Source organism: Nonomuraea sp. NPDC003754 (assembly GCF_053605785.1).
The window spans coordinates 61,658-83,733 of record NZ_JBSGJX010000010.1; the positions used below are offsets into that span (position 1 = coordinate 61,658).

A 22,076-nucleotide genomic window follows, 5' to 3' on the forward strand; every position below is an offset into this window, starting at 1 on the left:
GGCGCAGGGAATCGTCTCCTGGACGACGACAACGATCTCGGGGAGTTGCCGTGGCCGTACAGCGCATCCGCGCTTTCGACGACCCCGTGCTGCGCGAGGTGGCGCGGCCGGTGACCGACTTCGACAAGGAGCTGCGGGGGCTGGTGAAGGCGCTGACCCTCACGATGCGCCAGGGGCACGGCAGGGCGGGCCTGGCCGCGCCGCAGATCGGGGTGAGCGCGAGGGTGATCGTCTTCGACTACGACGGCAGGGCCGGGCACCTGGTCAACCCGCGCCTCGAGCTGTCGGAGCGGACGGTCGTGGCCGACGAGGCGTGCCTGTCGGCGCCCGGGCTGTGGTGGCCGCTGGAGCGTTCCTTCGGCGTGACGGCGCGGGGCCGCGACATGTACGGCAAGCCCGTCACGGTGCGGGCCATCGGCATGCTGGCCAGGGTGCTGCAGCACGAGGCCGACCATCTCGACGGCATGCTGTTCGTCGACCGCCTGGGCGACGACGAGCGCGACCGCTTCATGGAGTCGGCGGCGCCCTGAGCGCGGCGGAAAACCGGATGCGGCCGGACGGCGGCCTCGCGTAACCTCTCCGCCATGTCGACGCCCCGGATTTCTTAGCCAGGACACCCGCTTTCACGCCACCCGTGTGTCCATCGGCTTCTCCGGAGCGTCACCTCATGATTACCTTTCGCGACGTCGACGTGCGCGTCGGCGCCCGTCTGCTGCTGTCCGGCATCGCCGCCCACGTCGGCCCCGGCGACCGTGTCGGCCTGGTCGGCCGCAACGGCGCGGGCAAGACCACGCTGATGCGGATCCTCGCCGGTCAGGCCGCGCCGGCGGCCGGCGTCGTCACCCGCACCGGCCCGGTCGGGTACCTGCCGCAGGATCCCGCGGCGGCCGACCCCGGCCTCACCGTCACCGACCGCATCCTGTCGGCTCGCCGCCTGCACGAGGCGGTACGCGCGCTGCGCGCCGCCGAACGCGACATGGCGGCCGGCGGCGAGGCGGCCATGTCGCGCTACGTGCGCGCCGAGGCCGAGTTCCAGGCCCGCGGCGGTTACGCCGCCGAGGCGGCGGCCGCCAGGGTCGCGGCGGGGCTCGGCCTGCCCGACCGGGTCATGGCCCAGCCGCTCGGCACGCTGTCCGGCGGGCAGCGGCGGCGGGTCGAACTGGCCAGGGTGTTGTTCGCCGAGCGCGGCACGCTGCTGCTCGACGAGCCGACCAACCACCTCGACGGCGACTCCATCGCCTGGCTGCGCTCGTTCCTCGCCGGCTACGCGGGTGGTCTGGTGGTGATCAGCCACGACACCGGGCTGCTGGCCGAGGTGGTCAACCGGGTGTGGCGGCTGGAGGCCGACCTGGCCGGGATCGAGGTGCACAACACCGGCTGGGAGACCTACCTGGCCGACAGCGCCACCGCGGAGCGGCGCAGGGCCAGGCAGCGGGCGGCGGCCGAGCGCAAGGCCGCCGCGCTGCACGCCCAGGCCGACAGGATGCGGTCCAACGTGGCGACGGCCGTCCGCGCCAGGGACATGGCCCGCAGGGCCGACAGGATGCTGGCGGGGGTGCAGCCGGCCCGCCGTACCGAGAAGGTGGCCAGGATCAGGCTGCCCGAGCCCGCGCCGAGCGGGCGGACCCCGCTGGGCGCCGTCAGCCTGGTCAAGTCCTACGGCGAGCTGCCGGTGCTGTCCGGGGTGGACCTGGCCGTCGACCGCGGCAGCAGGCTGGTGGTGCTCGGGCTGAACGGCGCGGGCAAGACCACGCTGCTGAAGATCCTGGCGGGACGGCTCGCGCCCGACTCCGGCAGGGTGGTGCACGGGCACGGCCTGCGGCTCGGCTACTTCGCCCAGGAGCACGACACCCTCGACCCCGAGCGCACCGTCGGCCAGAACCTCGCCGCCGCCGCGCCGCACCTCACCCACGGTGAGGCGCGCAACGTCCTGGGGTCGTTCCTGTTCGGCGGGGACGACGTCGACAAGCCGGCGGGGGTGCTGTCGGGCGGCGAGAAGACGCGCCTGGCGCTGGCGGGGCTGGTCAGCTCGGGGGCGAACGTCCTGCTACTCGACGAGCCGACCAACAACCTCGACCCGGCCTCGCGGGCCGAGGTGCTGGGGGCGGTGGGCGCCTACAAGGGCGCGGTGGTGATGGTCACGCACGACGAGGACGCGGTGGAGGCGCTGCGGCCGGACCGGGTGCTGCTGCTGCCCGACGGGGTGGAGGACCTCTGGAACGCCGGCTACGCCGACCTGATCACCCTCGCCTGAGCGCCGGGACCGCGCGGGCCCCGGCCGCGAGCAGGCACGCTCCCCCGCCGGGAGCGGGCGGCGAACGTCGTCGCAGGCGGCGGCGGCCGGGGAGGCGGGGTCGGCCGGGGAGGCGGGGTCGCGGCGGGTGGTGCGGGAGCGCGGCAGGTTCCGGCAGACTCTGCTGACGATGGTGGCCGGCCGGCCGCCCAGGTTCTCGACGCCGCCGGCGGTCACACCTGTCTCTCTCGCCGGGTCATCACGGTGACCCGGCGAGCGACGCCGATGTGCCGGCGACGCGCCTTCGACACGACGACGTGAGGAAAGACATGCATTCCGAAGCCCGGACCGCCGAGCAGCGCAGGAAGGACACCCTCGCCCGGCTCGAAAACGACGTGGACGCGTGGGTGGCCACCGCCGACCAGGAGGGCGGGCCGTACCTGATGCCGCTGTCGTTCCTGTGGGACGGCGCCAGCCTGCTGCTGTCGACGGCCGCGGGCAACCCGACCGCGCGCAATCTGGTGGCGTCGGGCACGGCCAGGCTCGCTCTCGGCCACACCAGGGACGTCGTCCTCATCGAGGGAAGCGTGGAGACGCTGGAGCAGGCGGAGATCTCGCCGGAGCTCGGCGACGCCTTCGCGGTCAAGACCGGCTTCGATCCGCGGCGCCTGCGCGGCCGCTACCTGTACTTCCGCGTCCGGCCGCGGCAGGTGCAGGCGTGGCGTGAGGTCAACGAGCTGGAGGGGCGCGACCTCATGCGTGACGGGCGATGGCTGGTTCGAGAGTGAGGGCGAGCGCCCGGCGTTCGGCCGGGTCCATGCCGCCCCACACGCCGTCCGCCTGGCGGGTGGCCAGCGCGTAGTCGAGGCAGGGCAGCCGGACGGGGCAGCCGTGGCAGATGGCCTTGGCCCGTTCGGCCTGGGCGTGTCCGGCGCCCTCGAGTGAGATGGGAAAGAAGATCTCCGGGTCCTCGTCCAGGCAGGCGGCCCGGCGCGAGCGGTCGAGGATGAACATGGAATTCCAGACATATCGGTATCGACGTGTTCACTCCGCGTACCCGGTCACCGGCCCAACAAACTGTTCCAATCGTCAAGGAATCGGGTGAGGCCGTACCGGGAGAGGGCGGCCGTGCGGGCGGCCTTGCCGTACTGGGCGGCCAGGGCGGGGTCGCCGACGAACGCCGACAGCGCCTCGACCAGCGCGGGGAGCCTGGTGGACAGCACGCCCGCCTCCTGGGGGACGGCCTCGACCGCCTCGGTGGCGGCGAGCGCGACGACGGGCAGGCCGATCATCATGGCCTCGATCAACGAGAGGCCGAGCGAGGTCCAGCGGTAGGGGTGCAGGTAGGCGCGGCGCAGCGCGAGGGCCTGGTGGAGCTCGGCCTGGGGCAGGTCGTAGGCCGGGTAGGGCAGCTCGGCGGCCTTCATCCCGAAGAGGTCGAGCGGCACGTCGAAGGCCGGCAGCAGGTCGGTGCCGGCCACCCGCGCGCGCCGGACCGGCTCGTTGACGACCACGGCGGCGCGCGGCAGCTCGCCGGTGTAGAGGTGGCCGGGGTCGACGACGCCGTGCTCGATGACGTGCACGGGCGCGATGCCGTTGTCCCAGTAGAGGGCGTTGAAGTGGGTGACGTGCACCAGCGGGACGGCCGACTGCCCGGCCAGCGGGTGGCGGGTGGCCGGCACCTCGCCCTTGGGCGTGTTGTGCTCGACGTAGACGCCGGGCACCGTCCTGCCGAGCCAGTCCCTGGCCAGCTCGATCTCGTGCGGGCGCTGGTAGACGACGAGATCGACGTGCTCGGCGGCGAGCCTGTCCCAGGGCACCTCGCGCACCGAGGCCGGCCAGTCGAAGGTCTGCGCCCTGCCCCGCCCGTCGGCGTCGCGTCCCGGCGTGAGCGGGACGAGGTAGGTGTGGCGGCCCTGCACGAAGGAGGTGGTCCACGAGCCGTGGACGTGCCAGAGCAGGATGTTCATGCGCGCACCCGTTCCACCGCTTCGCGCAGGTCGCGGGCGACCTCGGGGGCGGCGGCGATCTCGCTCGGCCGGGTCCTCGGCGTCGGCACCATGATGGCGCGGGCGCCGGCGGCCCTGGCCGCCTCCATGTCCCTGCCGATGTCGCCGATGACCACGCAGTCGGCCGGGTCGACGCCGAGCGTGCCCGCCGCCTTCAGCACCAGGCCAGGGTTCGGCTTGCGGCAGGCGCAGCCGGCGTCCTCACCGTGGACGCAGATGGCCCAGGCGTCGAACGGCCCGAGAAGTTCCTCGACCCGCTCGTTGACCTGATGGAGCTCGTCGGGCGAGATGAACCCTCTGGCCACACCTGACTGGTTCGTCACGACCGCCACGGGAATCCCAGCGGCCCTCAGCGCCCGCAGCGCCTCAACAGCACCGGGCATGGGCTCCACCAGTCGCGGATCATTGTTGTAAGGGACATCTTTTATCAGGGTGTCATCGCGGTCGAAAAGCACGGCCGCCGCTGGGCGTCGCGTGAACATGACCGGTCGCTACCCCGCCTACCTTGTGTTTAACAAGCGCTTCTCTCGGTAGCGGTTCTCCATGAGGTTCCTGGGGATAAACGCGGTCTTCCACGACCCGGCCGCCGCCCTCGTGGTCGACGGCACCGTGGTCGCGGCCGCGGAGGAGGAACGGTTCAGCCGCCGCAAGCACGGCAAGCGGCCCGTGCCGTTCTCGGCGTGGGAACTGCCCGAGCAGGCCGCCGCCTGGTGCCTGGCCGAGGCGGGGCTGCGGCCGGAGGATCTCGACGCGGTGGCCTACTCCTACGACCCCGCGCTGGTCCGGCCGGAGACGGGGGCTCCGTGGGAGGAACTGCGCACCATCTACGCGACCAGGGCGCCGAGCTTCCTGGCCACGGCCCTGCCCGGGCTCGACCCCGCCCAGGTGCGCTTCGTGCCGCACCACGTCGCGCACGCGGCGTCGGCGGGGCTGGCCGCGCCGTACGAGGAGTGCGCGGTCCTGGTGTGCGACGGCCGCGGGGAGGCCGTCTCCCACCTGGCCGGGCACTACCGGAACGGCCGGCTGACGACGCTGGCCACGCAGGAGCTGCCGCACTCGCTCGGCCTGATGTACGAGGAGGTGACCGAGCACCTCGGCTTCCTGCGCTCGAGCGACGAGTACAAGGTGATGGCGCTGGCCTCCTACGGCACGCCCCGCCACCTGGACGCGCTGCGCGAGCTCGTCACGGCCACCGGCGACGGCGGCTTCCGCGTCGAGCCGATCGACTGGGGCGGCTTCGCCAAGCGTCTCCGTCCGGGCGAGAGCTGGACCGCCGACCACGCCGACCTGGCCGCCAGCGTCCAGGCGCGGCTGGAGGAGGTGCTGCTGGAGCTGTCGTCCTGGCTGCACGGCAGGACGGGGGCGCGATGCCTGGCGATGGCCGGCGGGGTGGCGCTCAACTGCGTGGCCAACACCAGGCTGCTGGCCGAGGGGCCGTTCGAGGAGATCTGGGTGCAGCCGGCCGCCGGCGACTCGGGCACCGCGCTGGGCGGGGCCCTGCACCTGGCCCAGGAGCACGGCGAGCCCGCCGCGCCCATGCGAGGCGCCGACCTCGGGCGCGGCTGGAGCGAGGGCGACCTGGCGGCGTGGCTGCGGGTGGCGCGCGTGCCGTACACACGGCCTGACGATCTGGCCGGCGAGGTGGCCGCGGCGCTGGCCGACGACCGGATCGTGGCCTGGTTCCAGGGCCGCAGCGAGTACGGCCCGCGCGCGCTCGGCCGCCGCTCCCTGCTTGCCCATCCCGGGCACGCCTGCAACACCGAGCGGCTCAACGACGTCAAGGGGCGCGAGCAGTTCCGCCCGATCGCGCCGATGGTGCTGGAGTCGCGGGCGCGTGACATCTTCGGCCGGGGACCGGTGCCCTCGCCGTACATGCTGTTCGTCCACGACGTGCGGCCCGAGTGGCGGGAGCGGATCCCCGCCGTGGTGCACGTGGACGGGACGGCGCGCATCCAGACCGTCTCGCGGGAGCACGACCCGCTCATGGCCGAGGTGCTCGAACGGTTCGAGCGGCTGTCGGGGCTGCCCGTGGTGGTCAACACCAGCCTCAACACGGCGGGCAGGCCCATGGTCGACTCGCCGAGGGACGCGCTGGAGTGCTTCGGCTCCTCGCCGGTCGACGTGCTCGTGTTGGGGCCGTTCGTGGTGCGGAGGCCGGTGTGATCACCGTGGTGATCCCCACGGTCGGGCGGCCCTCCCTGGTGGACGCCATCCCGGACGGGGTGCCGGTGATCGTGGTGGAGGACACCGAGCGGCGGGGGCCCGCGGCCGCGCGCAACAGGGGATGGCGGCAGGCGCGCACGCCGTGGGTGGTCTTCCTCGACGACGACGTGGTGCCCGGCGAAGGATGGCTGAAGGCGCTCACCGAGGATCTCGCGGACCTGCCGGAGGACGTGGGCGGCAGCCAGGGCAGGATCGAGGTGCCGCTGCCGGTCGGCCGCCGGCCCACCGACGCCGAGCGCAACACCGCGGGCCTGGCCGGCGCTGACTGGATCACCGCCGACATGGCCTACCGGCGCGACGTGCTGGAGCTGGTGGGCGGTTTCGACGAGCGCTTCCCCCGGGCCTACCGGGAGGACGCCGATCTCGCGCTGCGCGTGCGTGAGGCGGGCTTCCGGCTGGTGAGGGGCGAGCGGCTGACGCGCCATCCGGTGCGGGACGACGGGTTCTGGGCCAGCGTGCGCTTCCAGCGGGGCAACGCCGACGACGCGCTGATGCGCCGGATCCACGGGCCCGGCTGGCGGGCGCGGATCGGGGCGCGGGGGCTGCTGCCGCGCCACGCGGCCACGACCGCGCTGGGGTTGAGCGCGCTGGGCCTGGGCGCAATGGGCCTGGGTGCGCTCGGTCGGGGCGCACTCGGTCGGGGCGCGCAGGGTCGGGGCGCACTCGGTCGGGGCGCGCTGGGTCGGGGCGCGCAGGCTGTCCCGCTCGCCGGCGGCAGGCGCGCCGTGCCGGCCGCCGTGCTGGTCGCCGGGCTGGCCGCCGCGGCCGGGTGGGCGGCGCTCACCGCGAGGTTCGCCTGGGAGCGCATCGCGCCGGGGCCGCGCACGCCTGTAGAGGTGGCCAGGATGGCGGTGACGAGCATCGCCATCCCGCCCGCCGCCTGCCTGCACCGGCTGCGCGGCGAGCTGAGGGTGCGCCGGTGACCGGCACCGTCCTGGTGGCCAGGCCGGACAGCGCGGGAGACGTTCTCCTCGCCGGTCCGGCCATCCGCGCGGTCGCCGCCCATGCCGGGCAGGTGGTGCTCCTGGCGGGGCCGCTGGGCCGGGCGGCGGCCGAGCTCCTGCCGGGCGTCGACCGGGTGATCGAGTGGCGGACCCCGTGGATCGACGCCGATCCGCCGCCCGTCACCCGGCGGCACGTGGCCCGTCTCATGGAGCTGCTGCCCGACGCCGACCAGGCGCTGATCCTCACCTCCTTCCACCAGTCGGCCCTGCCTCTCGCCCTGCTGCTGCGGCTGAGGGGCGTCCGGCGGATCGCCGCGATCAGCAACGACTATCCGGGGTCACTGCTGGACGTCAGGGTCCAGGTCGACGAGACCAGGCACCTGCCGGAGGCCGAGCGGATGCTGGCCGTCGCGACGGCGGCGGGCTTCGGGCCCGGTGATGGCGCCGGGCTGGCCGTCAAGGCGCCGCCGCCGAGCATCGTCGGCCCGCCCGGCTACGTCGTCGTCCATCCGGGCACGACGGCGCCGGCCCGCGCGTGGCCGCCCGAGCGGCACGCGGAGGCGGTCGAGGCGCTGTCCTGCGAGGGCTTCACGGTGGTGGTCACAGGCGGCAGGAGTGAGCGTGAGCTGACGGCGCGGGTGGCCGGGCGGCACGGCGTCGACCTGGGCGGCATGACGAGCCTGCCCGAGCTGGCCGGGGTGCTCGCCGAGGCGTGCGCGCTCGTGGCGGGCAACACCGGGCCCGCCCACCTGGCCGCGGCCGTCGGCACCCCGGTGGTCAGCCTCTTCGCGCCGGTGGTGCCGGCGGGGCGCTGGGCGCCGTACGGCGTGCCGTGCGTGCTGCTCGGCGACCAGCGGGCCGCCTGCAGGGACACGAGGGCACGCGTGTGCCCGGTCATCGGGCATCCATGCCTGTCGGGAGTGACGGCGGAACAGGTCGTCAAAGCAGTGAGGGAGCTGGTCCCATGAGAGTCGATCTCATCTCCGAGCACGCCGATCCGCTGGCGGCGATCGGCGGGGTCGATGCGGGCGGCCAGAACGTCCACGTGGCCGCGCTGGCCGCCGCGCTGGCGGAACGCGGTCACGAGGTCGTGGTGCACACCAGGCGAAGCTCGCCGGACCAGCCGCGGAGCGTGCCGATGACCTCGGGGGTGCGGGTGGAGTACATCACCGCGGGGCCCGCCGTGCTGGTGCCGAAGGACGAGCTGCCGCCGTACATGCCGGCCTTCGCCAGGGAGCTGGCGCGCCGGTGGGCGGCACGGCCGCCGGACGTGGCGCACGCGCACTTCTGGATGAGCGGCAGGGCCGCGCTGCTGGCCGCGCGGGGGCGGCCGGTGGTGCAGACCTTCCACGCGCTGGGCACGGTGAAGCGGCGCTGGCAGGGCAGGGCCGACACCAGCCCGCCCGGCCGGATCGCCGTGGAGACGCAGATCGGGCAGCGGGCGGCGGCCGTCCTGGCGACCTGCGCCGACGAGGTGACCGAGTTGCGCGCCATGGGCGTGCCCGACCACCGGGTGACGGTCGTGCCCTGCGGCGTCGACCTTCACCACTTCACCCCCGGCGGGCCGCCGGCCGCCAGGGGCGCGGCCAGGCGGGTGCTGAGCATCGGCAGGCTGGTGCCGCGCAAGGGCGTCGACACGCTGCTGCGGGCGCTGCGCGAGGTGCCCGACGCGGAGCTGGTGATCGCCGGCGGCTCGGCCGACGATCCCGAGGCGGTCAGGCTGTCGGAGCTGGCGACTGCCTACGGCCTGGCCGGCCGGGTGCGGGTGATCGGCAGCGTCCCCCGCGACGAGGTGCCCGCGCTGATGCGCTCGGCCGACGTCGTGGTGACGGTGCCCTGGTACGAGCCGTTCGGCATGGTGCCGCTCGAGGCGATGGCCTGCGGCGTGCCGGTGATCGCCTCCGCGGTCGGCGGCCACCTCGACACCGTCGCGGGCTGCGGCGTGCTGGTTCCGCCGCGCCGCCCGCAGGCGCTGGCCCGCGCCCTGCGCGACGTGCTCGACCATCCGGACCGGGCGGCCCAGATCGGCGCGGCGGGCGCGCGCAGGGCCAGGGAGCGCTACGGCTGGCCGCACGTGGCCGAGCAGACGGAGGCGGTCTACCTCAGCGTGCTGGGGGACAGGGTGAGGGGGATGACATGCACAGGCACCTGACCAGGCTGCGCGACGCGCTGTCGATGAGCGCCGACCTGGCGCCGACGGTCGAGGCGTGGGGGCACAAGCTCGCCGACATCCTCGGCTGCGGCGGCAGGCTGCTGGTGTGCGGCAACGGCGGCTCGGCCGCCGAGGCCCAGCACCTGACGGCCGAGCTGGTGGGCAGGTTCAGGGGGGAGCGGCGGCCGTTCGCCGCGATCGCGCTGCACGCCGACACCTCGTCGGTGACCGCCATCGCCAACGACTTCGGCGCCGACGCGGTCTACGCCCGCCAGGTCCGCGCGCACGGCCGCCAGGGCGACGTGCTCATCTGCCTGTCGACCAGCGGCGCCAGCGGCAACGTGCTGGCCGCGGCGCGGGCCGCGCGCGAGTGCGGCCTCACCACCTGGTCCATGACCGGCAGGGCGCCCAACCCGCTGGCCGAGCTGAGCGACGAGGTCGTCGCCGTGCCCGAGTCCGACACGGCGACCGTCCAGGAGGTGCACCTGGCGATGATCCACCTGCTGTGCGACTCGATCGAGGAGGCGTGCGCGTGAAGACAGGACCGCTCGTCGTCATCGGCGACACGCTGCTGGACGTCGACATCGAGGGGACGGCCGAGCGCCTCGCACCCGACGCGCCCGTGCCGGTCGTCGACGTCGAGGAGGAACACCGGCGTCCGGGAGGGGCGGGACTGGCGGCGCTGCTGGCGGCCCGCGACGGCGCGCAGGTGGTGCTGGTCACCGCGCTGGCCGACGACCAGCAGGGCCGTACGCTGCGCTCGCTGCTCAACGGCCATCTCGAGGTGGTCAGGCTGCCCCTGCACGGCTCCACCGTGTGCAAGACCAGGCTCAGGGCCCGCGGGCAGACGCTGGCCAGGATCGACACCGGCGACGGGCGCGCGGCCGGGCCCGTGACCGCGGCCGTCCGGGCGGCGGTGCTGGCCGCCGGCGCCGTGCTCGTCTCCGACTACGGCAGGGGCGTGGCCGCCACGCTGGCCGGTCTGCTGGGCGAGGTCGCCGTGCCGATCGTGTGGGACCCGCACCCCAAGGGCACGCCGCCCGTGCCGGGGTGCACGCTCATCACGCCGAGCGAGGCGGAGGCCAGGCAGCTGTGCCCGCTGCCGTACGCCGGCCCCGACCAGGCGGCCCGCCACCTGACCAAGGCCCTGCACGCGCAGGCCGTCGCGGTGACGCTGGGCCCGCACGGCGCGGCGCTGGCCCACGCGGGCGGGCACCACCGCAGGATCCCGCCGCCGACGTTCACCCTGGGCCACGACGTGTGCGGCGCGGGCGACAGGTTCGCGGGCGCGGCGGCGCTGGCCCTGCGCGACAGGCTGCCGGTGGAGGACGCGGTCGCCGTCGGCGTCGGCGAGGCCTCCAGGTTCGTCGAGGGCGGCGGCGCGGCGGCCGTCCGGCTGCAGCACCACGAGATGGGCGACCGGCCGCGCACGCCGCTGGAGGTCGCCGAGCTGGTCAGGGCGAGCGGCGGACGGCTGATCGCCACCGGCGGGTGTTTCGACCTGCTGCACGCGGGGCACGTGAGCCTCCTGCGCCGGGCCAGGGCGCTCGGTGACGCGCTGATCGTGTGCGTCAACTCCGACGCCTCGGCCAAGCGGCTCAAGGGGCCCGGCAGGCCCGTGGTCGGGCAGCGCGACCGCGTGGAGGTGCTGAGGGCGCTGGGCTGCGTGGACGCGGTCATGGTGTTCGACGAGGACACCCCGAGCGCGGCCATCGAACGGCTGCGGCCGCACGTGTGGGTGAAGGGCGGCGACTACTCCGGGCGCCGGCTGCCCGAGGCGGCGGCGCTGCGCCGTGTCGGCGCCGAGACCGTGGTGCTGGCCAGCGTTCCGGGCCGGTCCACGACCGGGCTCATCGCCGCGATGCAGGAGGCATGAGCCGCCACGCGGCAGGCACGAGCCGCCACGCGGCAGGCATGAGCCGCGACACAGGAAGCACGAGTCGCGACGCGGCAAGCACGAGGAGGAATCGATGCTGGGAAACATCCTGATCACCGGAGGGGCCTCCGGACTCGGCCTGGCGGTCGCCGAGGCGGTCGCGAAGGCGGGAGGCAGGCCGCTGGTGATCGACGTCCGCGCCGGGAACGGCTTCGACCAGGCGCCGGCCGACGTGTCCGACCGGGAACAGGCCGAGCGGGCGGTGGCCGAGCTGGCCGAGCGCGCGGGCGGGCTCGACGGGGTGGTCACCGCGGCCGGGATCGACGCCTGCGGCCGGCTGGAGGACGTGCCCGCCGCCGACTGGGAGCGCGTGATCAGGGTCAACCTGCTGGGCACGGCCACGGTCGTGCGGGCGGCGCTGCCGTACCTGCGGCGGTCCTCGGGCCGGGTGGTGACCTGTGCCTCGACGCTGGGGCTGCGCGCGCTCAGCGACGCGACCGCCTACTGCGCGTCCAAGTTCGGCGTCGTCGGCTTCACCAGGGCGCTGGCCGCCGAGCTGGCGGGGCAGGTGGGGGTGACGATGCTGGTGCCGGGCGGGATGTCGACGCACTTCTTCGACGACCGGCCCGAGCAGTACAAGCCGGGCCCCGGCGCCAGGCTCAACCGGGCCGAGGACGTGGCGCAGACGGTGGTGTTCGCGCTGTCGCAGCCGCCCGGCTGCGAGGTGCGGGAGCTGGTGGTCTGCCCGTCCACGGAGACCTCGTGGCCCTAGAGGTCCTGGTGCTGCGGGGGCTGGGGCTCGGAGACCTGCTGACGGCCGTGCCGGCGTTGCGGGCGTTGCGCCGTGCCTTCCCCCGCCACCGTCTCGTGCTGGCCGGGCCCTCGGCGTTGCGGCCGCTGCTGCCGGTGGACGAGGTGATCGAGGTGCGGGGGCCGGGGCCCGTCCCGTACGAGAAGCCTGAGATCGCGGTCAACCTGCACGGCAGGGGGCCGCAGAGCACGCGCGCGCTGCGCGCCACCGGGCCGCGGCGGCTGCTGGCCCACGGCGACGGCGGTCCGGCCTGGCGCGAGGGCGTGCACGAGGTGCGCCGCTGGTGCGAGCTGCTGGAATGGTACGGCGTGCGGGCCGACCCGGGCGACCTGTACCTCGGGCGCGGCGACCGCGGCGGGCCCGTGGTCGTCCATCCAGGGGCGGCCGCCCCGTCCAGGAGGTGGCCGGCGGACCGGTTCGCGGCGGTGGTCGCCGCGCTGCGCGCCCGGGGCGAGCAGGTGGCCGTCACGGGAAGCGCGGCCGAGCGCGGGCTGGCCGAGCGGGTGGCCGGCGACTCGGGGGCCAGGGTGCTCGCCGGGCGCACCGGGGTGCGCGAGCTGGCCGCGCTGGTCCGCGACGCCCGGATGGTCGTGTGCGGCGACACGGGGGTCGCCCATCTGGCCACCGCCTACCGCACCCCGTCGGTGCTGCTGTTCGGCCCCGTCTCGCCGGCCGTGTGGGGGCCGCCCGCCGACGGGCCGCACACCGTGCTGTGGAAGGGCACGACCGGCGATCCGCACGGCGCCTCCCCCGATCCTGGCCTGCTGGCCATCCACGTCGACGAAGTGATCGAGGCGATGTCGCGATGAGAGCTGTGGTGACGGGAGGCGCCGGGTTCCTCGGCTCCTACCTGTGCGAGAAGCTGCTGGAGCGGGAGGCGGAGGTCATCTGCATGGACAGCTTCCTCACCGGCTCCCCCCGCAATCTGGAGCACCTGCTGGGCCGCCCGGGGCTGCACATCATCGAGTGCGACCTGACCGGGTTCGTGCACGTGCCGGGCAAGGTGGACCTCGTGCTGCACTTCGCGTCCGCGGCCTCGCCCGCCGACTACCTGCGGCACCCGATCGAGACGCTCAAGGTCGGCAGCCTGGGCACGCTGCACGCCCTCGGCCTGGCCAAGGAGAAGGGCGCGCGGTTCGTGCTGGCCTCGACCAGCGAGGTGTACGGCGACCCGCTCGAGCACCCGCAGCGGGAGACGTACTGGGGCAACGTCAATCCCGTGGGGCCGCGCAGCGTCTACGACGAGGCCAAGCGTTTCGCCGAGTCGCTGACCACGGCCTACCGCAACTCGCACGGCACCGACACCGGCATCGTCCGGATCTTCAACACCTACGGCCCCCGCATGCGGCCCTTCGACGGCAGGGCCATCCCCACGTTCGTCAGGCAGGCGCTGGTGGGCGAGCCGATCACGGTGACGGGCGACGGCAGCCAGACCCGTTCCATCTGCTACGTCGACGACACCGTGGACGGCGTCCTGCGCATGGCGGACACCGACTTCGCCGGCCCGGTGAACATCGGCAACCCCGACGAGCTGACCATGATCCGGCTCGCCGAGCTGATCCGCGACCTGGCGGGCTCGTCCTCGCCGATCCGCTTCATCGACCGGCCCGTCGACGACCCGAAGGTCCGCAGGCCCGACACCGGTCTGGCGGCCGCGAAGCTGGGCTGGCGGCCCCGCGTCGGAGCCGAGGAGGGACTGCGCCGTACGGTGGCGTGGTTCTCACAGCTCGATTCGCTTGAGCGGCTCGGTGGCGGGTCCCTGGAGGATCGTGCCGTCCAGCGCGAAGCGTGACCCGTGGCAGGGGCACTCCCAGGTCCGCTCGGCGTCGTTGAAGCCGACGACGCAGCCCAGGTGGCTGCACACGGCCGACACGGCGTAGACCCGCCCGTCGGCGTCGCGGTAGGCGGCGCACCGCTCCCCGCCGACCTTCACCACCGCGGCCTGGCCGGGCAGCAGGCGGGCCAGGTCCTCCTCGCCGCCGGCGCCGAACCGGTCGCCGACGAAGTGGGCGGCCACCGAGGCCTGTGCCTTCAGCAGCGCGCCCGCCTCGCGCAGCGGGTGGATCCTGCGCGGGTCGTACAGACCCGCCCAGGGCCGCTCCTCGCCGCCGATGAGCGCGGCGACGAGCAGCCCGGCCATGACGCCGTTGCTCATGCCCCAGCCGCCGAAGCCGGTGGCCACGTAGGCGTGGCGGGCGCCCGCGTGCAGCGGGCCGACGAACGGCAGGCCGTCGGTGGTGTGGTTGTCCTGGGCGGCCCACCGGTAGACGGGCGCCGCGCCGAACCTCTCCCGCGCCCAGGCGGCCAGCCGGTCCAGCCGGGCGCCGACCCCGCCTTCGCCCGGCCGGTACTGCTCGCCGGTCACCAGCAGCAGCCTGCCGCCGTCGCGGGGCGCCGTCCTGACCGACCGGATGCCGTGCTCGGGGGTGATGTACATGCCGTGCGGGTCGTCGTCCTCGGCGATCGGCACGGCCACGACCAGTTCCCTGCGCGGGACCATGCGGGCGAACAGCAGCGCCCGGTCGAAGATCGGGTAGTGGGTGGCGACCACGACGTCGGTGGCCGTCACGACGCGGCCGTCGGCGGTGCTCACCTTGCCGTCGGCCAGCCGTACGGCGCGGGTCCGCTCGTAGATGCGCGCGCCGCGCGCCTCCATCGCCGCGGCCAGCCCGAGCAGGTACTTGCGGGGGTGGAACTGCGCCTGGGCGCGCACCCTGACCGCGCCCACGACCGGGTACGGCAGCGCCGTCTCGGTGACGAACTCGGCGGGCAGGCCGGCCTGCCTGGCCGCCTCCGCCTCGTCCCTGATCCGGCGCAGTCCCTCGGTGGTGTCGGTGTAGGTGTAGGCGGCGGCCCGCTCCAGCTCGCAGTCGAGGTCGAGCTCCGCGCACGTGCGGGCCACGTGCGCGACGGCCTCCGTCTGCGAGCGGGCGTACAGCCTGCCGTCCTCGGCGTTCAGGGACGAGTAGACGAGCGTGTGCAGGGCCGACAGCTTGGCGGTGGTGTGGCCGGTGACGCCGGAGGCGATCCGGCCGGCCTCCAGCACCACCACCGAGCGGCCGGCCCTGGTCAGCTCCCACGCGATGCTCAGCCCGGCGATGCCGCCGCCGAGCACGGCGACGTCCGCGCGGACGTCGCCGGTCAGCGGCGGCCGGTCGGGCTGGGCCGCGCTGTCCATCCAGTAGGAGGCCATGGACGGCCCGGGGACCTGCTCCATCGCGCTCAGTCGCTGGTGAGCGCGTCGAGCAGGTCACCCACCTTGGCGTCCGGCAGCGCCTTCGCCACTTCGGCCAGCGCCACGATGCCGACCAGCCGGTGACCGTCGATGACCGGCAGGCGGCGGACCTTGTGCGTGGCCATCGTGCGCAGGATCTCCCTGGCGTCGTGGTCGGCGCCGATGGTGACGGCCTCGCCCTGGGCAAGCTCACCGGCCAGGCAGGACTTCGGGTCCTTGCCCTTGGCCAGCACCTTCACCACGATGTCGCGGTCGGTGAGCATGCCCTTGAGCCGGTCGTCGGTGCCGCAGATGGGCAACGATCCGACGTCGAGCCTGGCCATCTTCTCCGCGGCTTCCTGGATCGACTCGTCGGCGTTGACGCACTCCGGGTCCGGGGTCATGATCTCCCGTGCGCTCGGCATGATCTGTCTCCCTTCGTCATGCGCCCGCTGCCCGCGGAATCGCCGCCGAAACGGGGACGGATCGGTTACGCGCTCCGGAGGTCGACGCCGAGCAGCGCGTCGGCCAGGTCGCGTACCAGGCCGGGCGCGGCGGCGTCCTGGCCGTCTCCGGCCAGCGCCGCGGCGGCCCACGCGTCGACGGCGGCCAGCGCGCCCGGCGCGTCGAGGTCGTCGGCCATCCGCTCGCGCACCGTGGCCAGCAGCTCGCCGGCGGGCGGCGCGGCGGGCAGCGCCACGGCCGCACGCCACCGCTGCAGCCTGGCCTCCGCCGCCTCGATCTGGTCGCCGGTGTACTCCCAGTCGGCGCGGTAGTGGTGGGCCAGCAGCACGAGCCTGACGGCCATCGGGTCGTGCTCGACGCGCAGCTTGGAGACGAAGACCAGGTTGCCGCGCGACTTCGACATCTTCTCCCCGTCGAGGGCGACCATGCCGGCGTGCGTGTAGAACTTGGCGAACGGCCACTCGCCGCTGGCCGCGTAGCCCTCGGAGGCGCCGCACTCGTGGTGGGGGAAGATCAGGTCGGAGCCGCCGCCCGCGACGTCGAAGCCGGCGCCGAGGTTGGCCAGGGCGATCGCCGTACACTCCACGTGCCAGCCGGGACGTCCGGGCCCGAGCGGCGAGGGCCACGACGGCTCGCCGGGCCGCTCGGCCCGCCACAGCAGCCAGTCGAGCGGGTCGCGCTTGCCCTGACGGCCGGGGTCACCGCCGCGCTCGCCGAACAGCGCCAGCATCTGTTCGCGGCTGTAACCCGACACCTCGCCGAACTTGGGCGCGTCGGCGACGCTGAAGTAGACGTCGCCGTCGAGGGTGTAGGTGACGCCCTTGGCGGCCAGCTGCGCGATCAGCTCAGCGACCTGGTCGACCACCTCGGTCACGCCGACGTACTCGCGCGGCGGCAGGATGCGCAGCGCCCGCATGTCCGTCCTGAACAGCTCGATCTCGCGCTCGGCCAGCTCGCGCCAGTCCTGCCCGGTCTGCTCGGCCCGCTCCAGCAGCGGGTCGTCGACGTCGGTGGCGTTCTGGGTGAAGTGGACCTCGTGGCCGCCGTCCCGCCACACCCTGCTCACCAGGTCGAAGGCGAGGTAGGTGTTGGCGTGGCCGAGATGGGTGGCGTCGTAGGGGGTGATCCCGCACACGTACATCCTGGCGGTCGCCCCCGGCTCGGTGAGCCGCACCTGGCGTGCCGCGGTGTCATACAGCCTCAGGGGTACGGCTCCGCCGGGCAGGCTGGGAACGTCAGGGGCAGACCACGATCGCATGCTTTGACCTTATCCGTCTCGGGAAACACCACGATCAACGCGGGGCAGCGGCACCGCATTCCAGCTGCTGAGATCGGAGAAGTCGTAGTCCAGCCGCGCGCCGATGGTGATCAGCGTGGCCGACAGCGAGGCGTGGACGCGGCCGTCGGGCAGCTCGTGCCGTACGGTGGCCGCCCCCACCAGGTCGTGCCAGTCGGCCGCGGCGGCGAACAGCGGCAGCAGCTCGACCGCCTTGGGGTCGTCGGCGCGGCCGCTGTTGACGATGACGCTGGTGCCCTCGGGCAGGTCGGCGGTCCTCAGCCGCTCGCCGTCCCACGACCACACGCGGGCGCGGGAGCGGTCGGCGACCACCAGGTGGAAGGGGTCGTAGCGGGGCAGCTCGGCCTCGGGCATCCCGCCGGCGACCACGGCGCGCAGCGGCAGCTCGCCCCGGGAGATCTTGGTGCGCTCGTCGGCCGGCAGGCCGTACCCGTTGAGCACCGCGGCGACGCGGGCGCGGGCGGGCAGGGCGGCCAGCCACGTGCCGCCCGCCTTGAGGTCGCGCCCGCCGACGACGCCTGGATACTCGGGCCAGTACTCGCCGGGACCCTCCCACGGCCGATCGGCGAACTCGTCGCGCACACCCAGCAGGCTCAGCGGCTCACCCGTCCGCACGATGACCGTACACACGGGCACAGACTACCTAGATGGGCGGCCAGGGAATCGCGGGCCAGTCCTCCGAGGGGTAGGGGTGCACGCCGGTGTCGAGCAGCCGCCTGACCCGCATCCAGGTGGCCTCCACCTCCGCGAGGGTGAGCAGCTCGCGCAGGCGGCGGCCGAGCGGCCCCGACTCCAGCTCGCGTTCGAGCCTGGCCAGCACGCCGACGGCCTCGCGCGGCAGCGTCTTGCCCCGCCACTGCCACAGCACGGTGCGGAGCTTGTCCTCGGCGGAGAAGCAGACGCCGTGGTCGACGCCGTAGATGGTCTCGCCGTCGGGCAGCGGCAGCAGGTGGCCGCCCTTGCGGTCGGCGTTGTTGACGACGGCGTCGAAGACGGCCATCTTCCGCAGCGCGGGGTGACGGCTGCGGATCAGGCTCATCAGGTCGATGTTCTCGTCGGTGTCGATCCACAGCTGGCACATGCCGGGGCCGAAGGGCCCCTCGCGGTAGACCGTGGGCGGCACGATGCGCCAGCCCGTGGCTCTGGACACCTCGTAGGCGGCCACCTCACGGGCGGCGAGCGTGCCGTCGGGGAAGTCCCACAGCGGGCGCTCACCGCGCACCGGCTTGTAGACGCAGGCCGCCGAGCGGCCGTCGAGCGTGATGCCGCAGTAGAGGGTCATGTTCGTGGCCTCGACCAGGCGGCCCGCCACTTCCAGCCGGCCGTCTCTGAGTAGCCTGAGGGCAGCGTCTTCGTCGTAGCGAAGGTCTTCAAGCTCGCGCTCGGGCACGCTCACGTAGTGACCTCACCTCCGCGGTAGCCGTTGAGGCGCACGCAGATGTGGCCTTCGGCGTCGAGTGGCTGACCACACAGCGGGCAGGGCGGGCGGCCCTGCGCCACGATCTTCAGCGCGCGCTGGGAGAAGGCCCTGGCGGCGCCCGCGCTGATGTGGACCCTCAGCATCGAGGGCTCCGGCGCTTCCAGGTCCTCTTCGTCGGTGATCTCCTGGGCCTCGACGATGACCTGGTCGCGGTCGGGGTCCCAGGCCAGCGCCATGGTGCCGACCCTGAAGTCCTCGGTGATCGGCTGGTCGAGCGGGGCGTTGTCGATGAGCTCGGTGGGGGCGACGGCCGGCACCTGCGCGCTGCCGCCGGTGCGCCTGAGCACCTCGTCGAGCAGTTCCTCGAGCTTGCCCGCGAGGGCGGCGACCTGCAGCTTCTCGAGAGCGACCGTGGTCAGTCTGCCCTCGGCTCGCGCCTGCAGGAAGAAGATCCGTGCCCCCGGCTGCCCCAGGGCACCCGCCACGAACCTCTCTGGTGGGTCGTAGTCGAAGACCGGCATAGCCCGACCTTACGTGGTTCCTGATCCGCCGCCGACGGCGGCATCGCTCCCGGTGATGTTTTCTCCCCCGTCTTTCTCCTCCGAACCCTCGGGGAGCCGCAATTCCCCCACATCGTTGAGGGTGAGGAGAAAGGGGCGCAAGGGGGTGTAGCGAATGATCGTCACGGAGGCCGGATCAGCCGTTATGCGCTGAAACTGATCGAGGTGGAGGCCCAGAGCGTCGGCGACGATCGCCTTGATCACGTCGCCGTGCGTGCACACCAGGTAGACGCCTTTCTCCCCCAGTCGCTCGTTCCAGTCACGTACCGCGGCCACCGCGCGGCGCTGGACGTCGGCCATCGCCTCCCCGCCGGGGAAGACCGCCGCGCTGGGGTGGTACTGCACGACCTGCCAGAGCGGCTCCTTGGCCAGCTCCGCCAGGGGGCGTCCGGTCCACTGTCCGTAGCCGCACTCGCCGAACCTGTCGTCGGTCCGCACCTCCAGGCCCCGGTCCTCGGCCACGGCCCGCGCGGTCTCCTGGCAGCGGTCGAGCGGGCTGGAGACGACGGCGTCCAGGCGCACCGCGGCCAGCCGTTCGGCCAGCGCCTTGGCCTGCGCGCCGCCGGCGTCGCTGAGATGGACGTCAGGAGTCCAGCCGGCGAGGACGGGACCGGTCAGAGCGGTGAGGCCGTGTCTGGCCAGGAGGACGGTCGCCATGAGACAAGTCTTGCAGGCGTCGATCACGTTTGTTCGCCCGGGCGAGCGGTAGCCTGGCCGGATTCCCTGCCCTGATCGACAGATGGGAGCGCCGGAGCTTCATGGAACAACGCTATGTCGGTCGGAGCGGCCTCTCGGTGTCCCGTCTGGGCCTCGGCACGATGACCTGGGGCAGGGACACCGACGCCGAGGAGGCCGCGGCGCAGCTGCGTGCCTTCGCCGAGGCGGGCGGCAACCTGATCGACACGGCCGACGTCTACACCGGCGGCGACGCCGAGCGGCTGCTCGGGCTGCTGCTCAGGGACGCGGTGCCGCGTTCGGAGCTGGTCGTCTCCACCAAGGCCGTGCTCACCCCCGCAGGGCGGCGACCGCGCGACGCCTCGCGGCGCCACCTCATCGCCGCCGTCGACGCCTCGCTGGCCCGGCTCGGCCTCGACTACGTCGACCTGTGGCAGCTGCACACCTACGACCCCGAGGTGCCGCTGGAGGAGACGCTGGGCGCCCTCGACGCGATCGTCTCCTCCGGCAGGGCGGTCTACGCCGGCGTGTGCGACTACTCCGGCTGGCAGCTGGCCGCGGCGGCGGTGACGCAGCGCGCGACGCCCGGCCGGATCCCGATCACCGCCGCGCAGGTGGAGTACTCCCTGCTGGCCCGCGACCCCGAGCGGGAGGTCCTGCCCGCGGCCGAGCACGTGGGGGCCGGGGTGCTGGCCTGGTCGCCGCTGGGCAGAGGGGTGCTGACCGGCAAGTACCGCACCGGCATCCCCGCCGACTCCCGCGCCGCCACCCCGCACTTCGCCGACTTCGTCCGCCCCTACCTGGACGAGCGCTGCCGCAGGGTGGTCGAGTCGGTCACCACCGCCGCCGAGGGGCTCGGCGTCTCCCCCCTGGCGGTGGCCCTGTCGTGGGTGCGTGACCAGCCGGGCGTCTCGTCGGCGATCGTCGGCGCGCGCACCCACACCCAGCTGAAAGGCATCCTTCAGGCGGAGGACGTGGAGCTGCCCCGCGAGATCCGTGAGGCGCTTGACGACGTCTCCTCCCTCGACTGACGGGCTCCGCCCGCGCGCGGCCGTGCGGGACATGCGCCGAGATGATCAACGTGAGTAGGCTGGGCCTGTCTTTCGCGCGTCCGGGTGCGTCGCATGTCCGGGCAGCCGAACGAGAGTCACCCTCGCGTATCACTACTCGATATCGAATCGTAACTTTGCGTGGAAAACGGCTTCGCCTCAACAAAGCTGTCCATCGGGAGAACGACACAGGAGGGGTAGATGGGCGCAGGACGCCACAGAACCACGGTCTCGGCCGGCCTCCTCGCGCTGGCGCTGGCCGCGCTTCCGATCGGCGCCGGCTCCGCGCAGGCCCAGGCGCGCGACTGCGAGCGCGGCGGCGGGTTGCTGTCCGGCGTGACCAGCGGGGTGTGCGACCTGGTCGACGGGGTGACCGACGTGGTCGACGGCGTCACGGGCAACTCGCTGTCGCCGGTGACCGAGACCGTCGACAGGACGACGGACACCGTCCTCGCCCCGGTGGGCGAGGTGGCGCCCACCGCCAAGCCCGCTCCCACCTCCACCCGCTCCCCCGGCACCCCGCGCGAGGAGCCCGGCGGGCAGCCGACCGGCCGCGGCGACGACCTGGTCTCCAGCACCCTGGAGGAGGTCTGCCTGCCGGTGCTGGCCTGCGAGGGTGAGGGCGTGCTGAGCCCCGTCGAACGGCCCGCGACCGAGCCGCCCGCCTCCGCCGAGCCCGCCGCGAGCCCTTCGCCCTCCCCCAGCGCCACGCCTGCCAGGCGGCGCAAGGACGCCGTGACGCCGCCCACCGAGGCAACGGTGCCGCCCATGAGCAGGCCGCAGCTCAGGACCACCCGTGAGGTCGTGCCGCCCGAGCCCGCGCCCGTCGACCCCGACGACCCGCGGGTGGAGCTGCTGTGGCCGGGGCCCTTCTCCGAGAAGCTGTCCGACCGCATCGGCGGCCAGGTGGTCCGGCCGAGCGAGCCCGAGTCCGACGTGCTCGGCACCACGCTGACGGCGGTGCTGCTGGCCTCGGCGGTGCTGGCGGCCAGGGTGATGCAGTCACGGCGGGGCCGCGAGGAGCGTCCCGAGTCGATCCCGTTCGAGCCGATGCGCGTCGGCGGCGGGCGCCACCGCCTGGCCTGACCCGGGGTCGGCGCCCTCCGGCGGGTGCCGTGGCCGCCCCGGGCCGCTCGCGGTGCCGGCGG

Annotated in this window: 24 protein-coding genes; 14 read left to right on the top strand and 10 right to left on the bottom strand. The window is 74.0% G+C overall.

The features are described 5' to 3' along the window. Window positions 1-50: 50 nt before the first annotated feature. The 3 genes from ACWEVS_RS15040 to ACWEVS_RS15050 all read left to right on the top strand — a co-directional run bounded on the left by ACWEVS_RS15040 (window position 51) and on the right by ACWEVS_RS15050 (window position 3,021). Complete coding sequence (locus ACWEVS_RS15040; RefSeq protein ID WP_354907016.1) at window positions 51-530, top strand: peptide deformylase; 480 nt, start codon at window positions 51-53, stop codon at window positions 528-530. A 137-nt stretch (window positions 531-667) separates the two neighbouring features. Then, window positions 668-2,254, top strand: coding sequence for an ABC-F family ATP-binding cassette domain-containing protein (locus ACWEVS_RS15045; RefSeq protein WP_452417918.1), 1,587 nt, complete (start codon window positions 668-670; stop codon window positions 2,252-2,254). Window positions 2,255-2,562: 308 nt separating this feature from the next. Further along, window positions 2,563-3,021, top strand: a complete 459-nt coding sequence (locus ACWEVS_RS15050) for a pyridoxamine 5'-phosphate oxidase family protein (protein WP_449925476.1) — start codon at window positions 2,563-2,565, stop codon at window positions 3,019-3,021. Here the strand turns inward: ACWEVS_RS15050 and ACWEVS_RS15055 are convergent. The 3 genes from ACWEVS_RS15055 to ACWEVS_RS15065 are packed head-to-tail and all read right to left on the bottom strand — an operon-like array spanning window position 2,987 to window position 4,724. Continuing rightward, window positions 2,987-3,247: a WhiB family transcriptional regulator gene (locus tag ACWEVS_RS15055; protein ID WP_354907018.1), complete on the bottom strand. Its 261-nt coding sequence runs from the start codon at window positions 3,245-3,247 to the stop codon at window positions 2,987-2,989. The genes ACWEVS_RS15050 and ACWEVS_RS15055 overlap by 35 nt on opposite strands. Before the next feature lie 47 nt (window positions 3,248-3,294). Beyond that, entirely contained in the window at window positions 3,295-4,203 is a 909-nt protein-coding gene (locus ACWEVS_RS15060; protein ID WP_452551916.1) for a glycosyltransferase, read from the bottom strand. Next, window positions 4,200-4,724 carry a D-glycero-alpha-D-manno-heptose-1,7-bisphosphate 7-phosphatase gene (locus ACWEVS_RS15065; RefSeq protein ID WP_354907020.1) on the bottom strand — a complete coding sequence of 175 codons (525 nt, stop codon included), beginning with the start codon at window positions 4,722-4,724 and terminating at the stop codon, window positions 4,200-4,202. Before ACWEVS_RS15065 ends, ACWEVS_RS15060 begins: the two co-directional genes overlap by 4 nt. Window positions 4,725-4,785: 61 nt before the next feature. On the opposite strand from ACWEVS_RS15065, the gene ACWEVS_RS15070 reads away from it, so the two are divergent. The 9 genes from ACWEVS_RS15070 to ACWEVS_RS15110 all read left to right on the top strand — a co-directional run bounded on the left by ACWEVS_RS15070 (window position 4,786) and on the right by ACWEVS_RS15110 (window position 14,040). Then, on the top strand, window positions 4,786-6,405 hold the full coding sequence (locus tag ACWEVS_RS15070) for a carbamoyltransferase family protein (RefSeq protein ID WP_452551917.1): 1,620 nt from the start codon (window positions 4,786-4,788) through the stop codon (window positions 6,403-6,405). Then, a complete protein-coding gene (locus tag ACWEVS_RS15075; RefSeq protein WP_452551919.1) occupies window positions 6,402-7,388 on the top strand; it encodes a glycosyltransferase family 2 protein in 987 nt (328 codons plus the stop codon). Before ACWEVS_RS15070 ends, ACWEVS_RS15075 begins: the two co-directional genes overlap by 4 nt. Then, window positions 7,385-8,377, top strand: a complete 993-nt coding sequence (locus tag ACWEVS_RS15080) for a glycosyltransferase family 9 protein (RefSeq protein WP_449925490.1) — start codon at window positions 7,385-7,387, stop codon at window positions 8,375-8,377. Before ACWEVS_RS15075 ends, ACWEVS_RS15080 begins: the two co-directional genes overlap by 4 nt. Then, complete coding sequence (locus ACWEVS_RS15085; RefSeq protein ID WP_452551922.1) at window positions 8,374-9,561, top strand: glycosyltransferase; 1,188 nt, start codon at window positions 8,374-8,376, stop codon at window positions 9,559-9,561. Before ACWEVS_RS15080 ends, ACWEVS_RS15085 begins: the two co-directional genes overlap by 4 nt. Beyond that, window positions 9,546-10,097 (top strand): D-sedoheptulose-7-phosphate isomerase, encoded by a 552-nt coding sequence (locus tag ACWEVS_RS15090; protein WP_452551924.1) that lies wholly within the window; start codon window positions 9,546-9,548, stop codon window positions 10,095-10,097. Before ACWEVS_RS15085 ends, ACWEVS_RS15090 begins: the two co-directional genes overlap by 16 nt. After that, complete coding sequence (locus ACWEVS_RS15095) at window positions 10,094-11,437, top strand: PfkB family carbohydrate kinase (protein WP_449925497.1); 1,344 nt, start codon at window positions 10,094-10,096, stop codon at window positions 11,435-11,437. The genes ACWEVS_RS15090 and ACWEVS_RS15095 overlap by 4 nt, the downstream gene beginning before the upstream one ends. 94 nt (window positions 11,438-11,531) lie before the next feature. Further along, on the top strand, window positions 11,532-12,209 hold the full coding sequence (locus ACWEVS_RS15100; protein ID WP_452417907.1) for an SDR family oxidoreductase: 678 nt from the start codon (window positions 11,532-11,534) through the stop codon (window positions 12,207-12,209). Continuing rightward, on the top strand, window positions 12,200-13,057 hold the full coding sequence (locus ACWEVS_RS15105; protein WP_449925501.1) for a glycosyltransferase family 9 protein: 858 nt from the start codon (window positions 12,200-12,202) through the stop codon (window positions 13,055-13,057). Before ACWEVS_RS15100 ends, ACWEVS_RS15105 begins: the two co-directional genes overlap by 10 nt. Next, window positions 13,054-14,040: a UDP-glucuronic acid decarboxylase family protein gene (locus tag ACWEVS_RS15110; protein ID WP_452551927.1), complete on the top strand. Its 987-nt coding sequence runs from the start codon at window positions 13,054-13,056 to the stop codon at window positions 14,038-14,040. Before ACWEVS_RS15105 ends, ACWEVS_RS15110 begins: the two co-directional genes overlap by 4 nt. Here the strand turns inward: ACWEVS_RS15110 and ACWEVS_RS15115 are convergent. From ACWEVS_RS15115 to ACWEVS_RS15145, 7 genes are all read right to left on the bottom strand, one after another. Next, window positions 13,969-15,465, bottom strand: a complete 1,497-nt coding sequence (locus ACWEVS_RS15115; RefSeq protein WP_452551929.1) for an FAD-dependent oxidoreductase — start codon at window positions 15,463-15,465, stop codon at window positions 13,969-13,971. The two genes, ACWEVS_RS15110 and ACWEVS_RS15115, sit on opposite strands and share 72 nt — an antisense overlap. 5 nt (window positions 15,466-15,470) lie before the next feature. Further along, on the bottom strand, window positions 15,471-15,887 hold the full coding sequence (locus tag ACWEVS_RS15120) for a CBS domain-containing protein (RefSeq protein ID WP_354907030.1): 417 nt from the start codon (window positions 15,885-15,887) through the stop codon (window positions 15,471-15,473). Window positions 15,888-15,952: 65 nt separating this feature from the next. Next, on the bottom strand, window positions 15,953-17,185 hold the full coding sequence (mshC, locus tag ACWEVS_RS15125) for a cysteine--1-D-myo-inosityl 2-amino-2-deoxy-alpha-D-glucopyranoside ligase (RefSeq protein ID WP_449925510.1): 1,233 nt from the start codon (window positions 17,183-17,185) through the stop codon (window positions 15,953-15,955). A gap of 9 nt (window positions 17,186-17,194) precedes the next feature. Continuing rightward, entirely contained in the window at window positions 17,195-17,854 is a 660-nt protein-coding gene (locus tag ACWEVS_RS15130) for an NRDE family protein (protein WP_449925513.1), read from the bottom strand. Window positions 17,855-17,867: 13 nt separating this feature from the next. Next, window positions 17,868-18,620 (bottom strand): SCO1664 family protein, encoded by a 753-nt coding sequence (locus ACWEVS_RS15135; protein WP_354907033.1) that lies wholly within the window; start codon window positions 18,618-18,620, stop codon window positions 17,868-17,870. Further along, window positions 18,617-19,165 carry a DUF3090 domain-containing protein gene (locus ACWEVS_RS15140; RefSeq protein WP_449925516.1) on the bottom strand — a complete coding sequence of 183 codons (549 nt, stop codon included), beginning with the start codon at window positions 19,163-19,165 and terminating at the stop codon, window positions 18,617-18,619. Before ACWEVS_RS15140 ends, ACWEVS_RS15135 begins: the two co-directional genes overlap by 4 nt. Before the next feature lie 9 nt (window positions 19,166-19,174). After that, complete coding sequence (locus ACWEVS_RS15145) at window positions 19,175-19,861, bottom strand: histidine phosphatase family protein (RefSeq protein ID WP_449925519.1); 687 nt, start codon at window positions 19,859-19,861, stop codon at window positions 19,175-19,177. A gap of 101 nt (window positions 19,862-19,962) precedes the next feature. Between ACWEVS_RS15145 and ACWEVS_RS15150 the strand changes: the two genes are divergently transcribed. Together ACWEVS_RS15150 and ACWEVS_RS15155 are read left to right on the top strand one after the other, a co-directional pair. Then, window positions 19,963-20,910: an aldo/keto reductase gene (locus tag ACWEVS_RS15150; protein ID WP_452551931.1), complete on the top strand. Its 948-nt coding sequence runs from the start codon at window positions 19,963-19,965 to the stop codon at window positions 20,908-20,910. Window positions 20,911-21,129: 219 nt separating this feature from the next. Continuing rightward, window positions 21,130-22,014 carry a hypothetical protein gene (locus tag ACWEVS_RS15155; RefSeq protein ID WP_449925522.1) on the top strand — a complete coding sequence of 295 codons (885 nt, stop codon included), beginning with the start codon at window positions 21,130-21,132 and terminating at the stop codon, window positions 22,012-22,014. Window positions 22,015-22,076 lie beyond the last annotated feature (62 nt).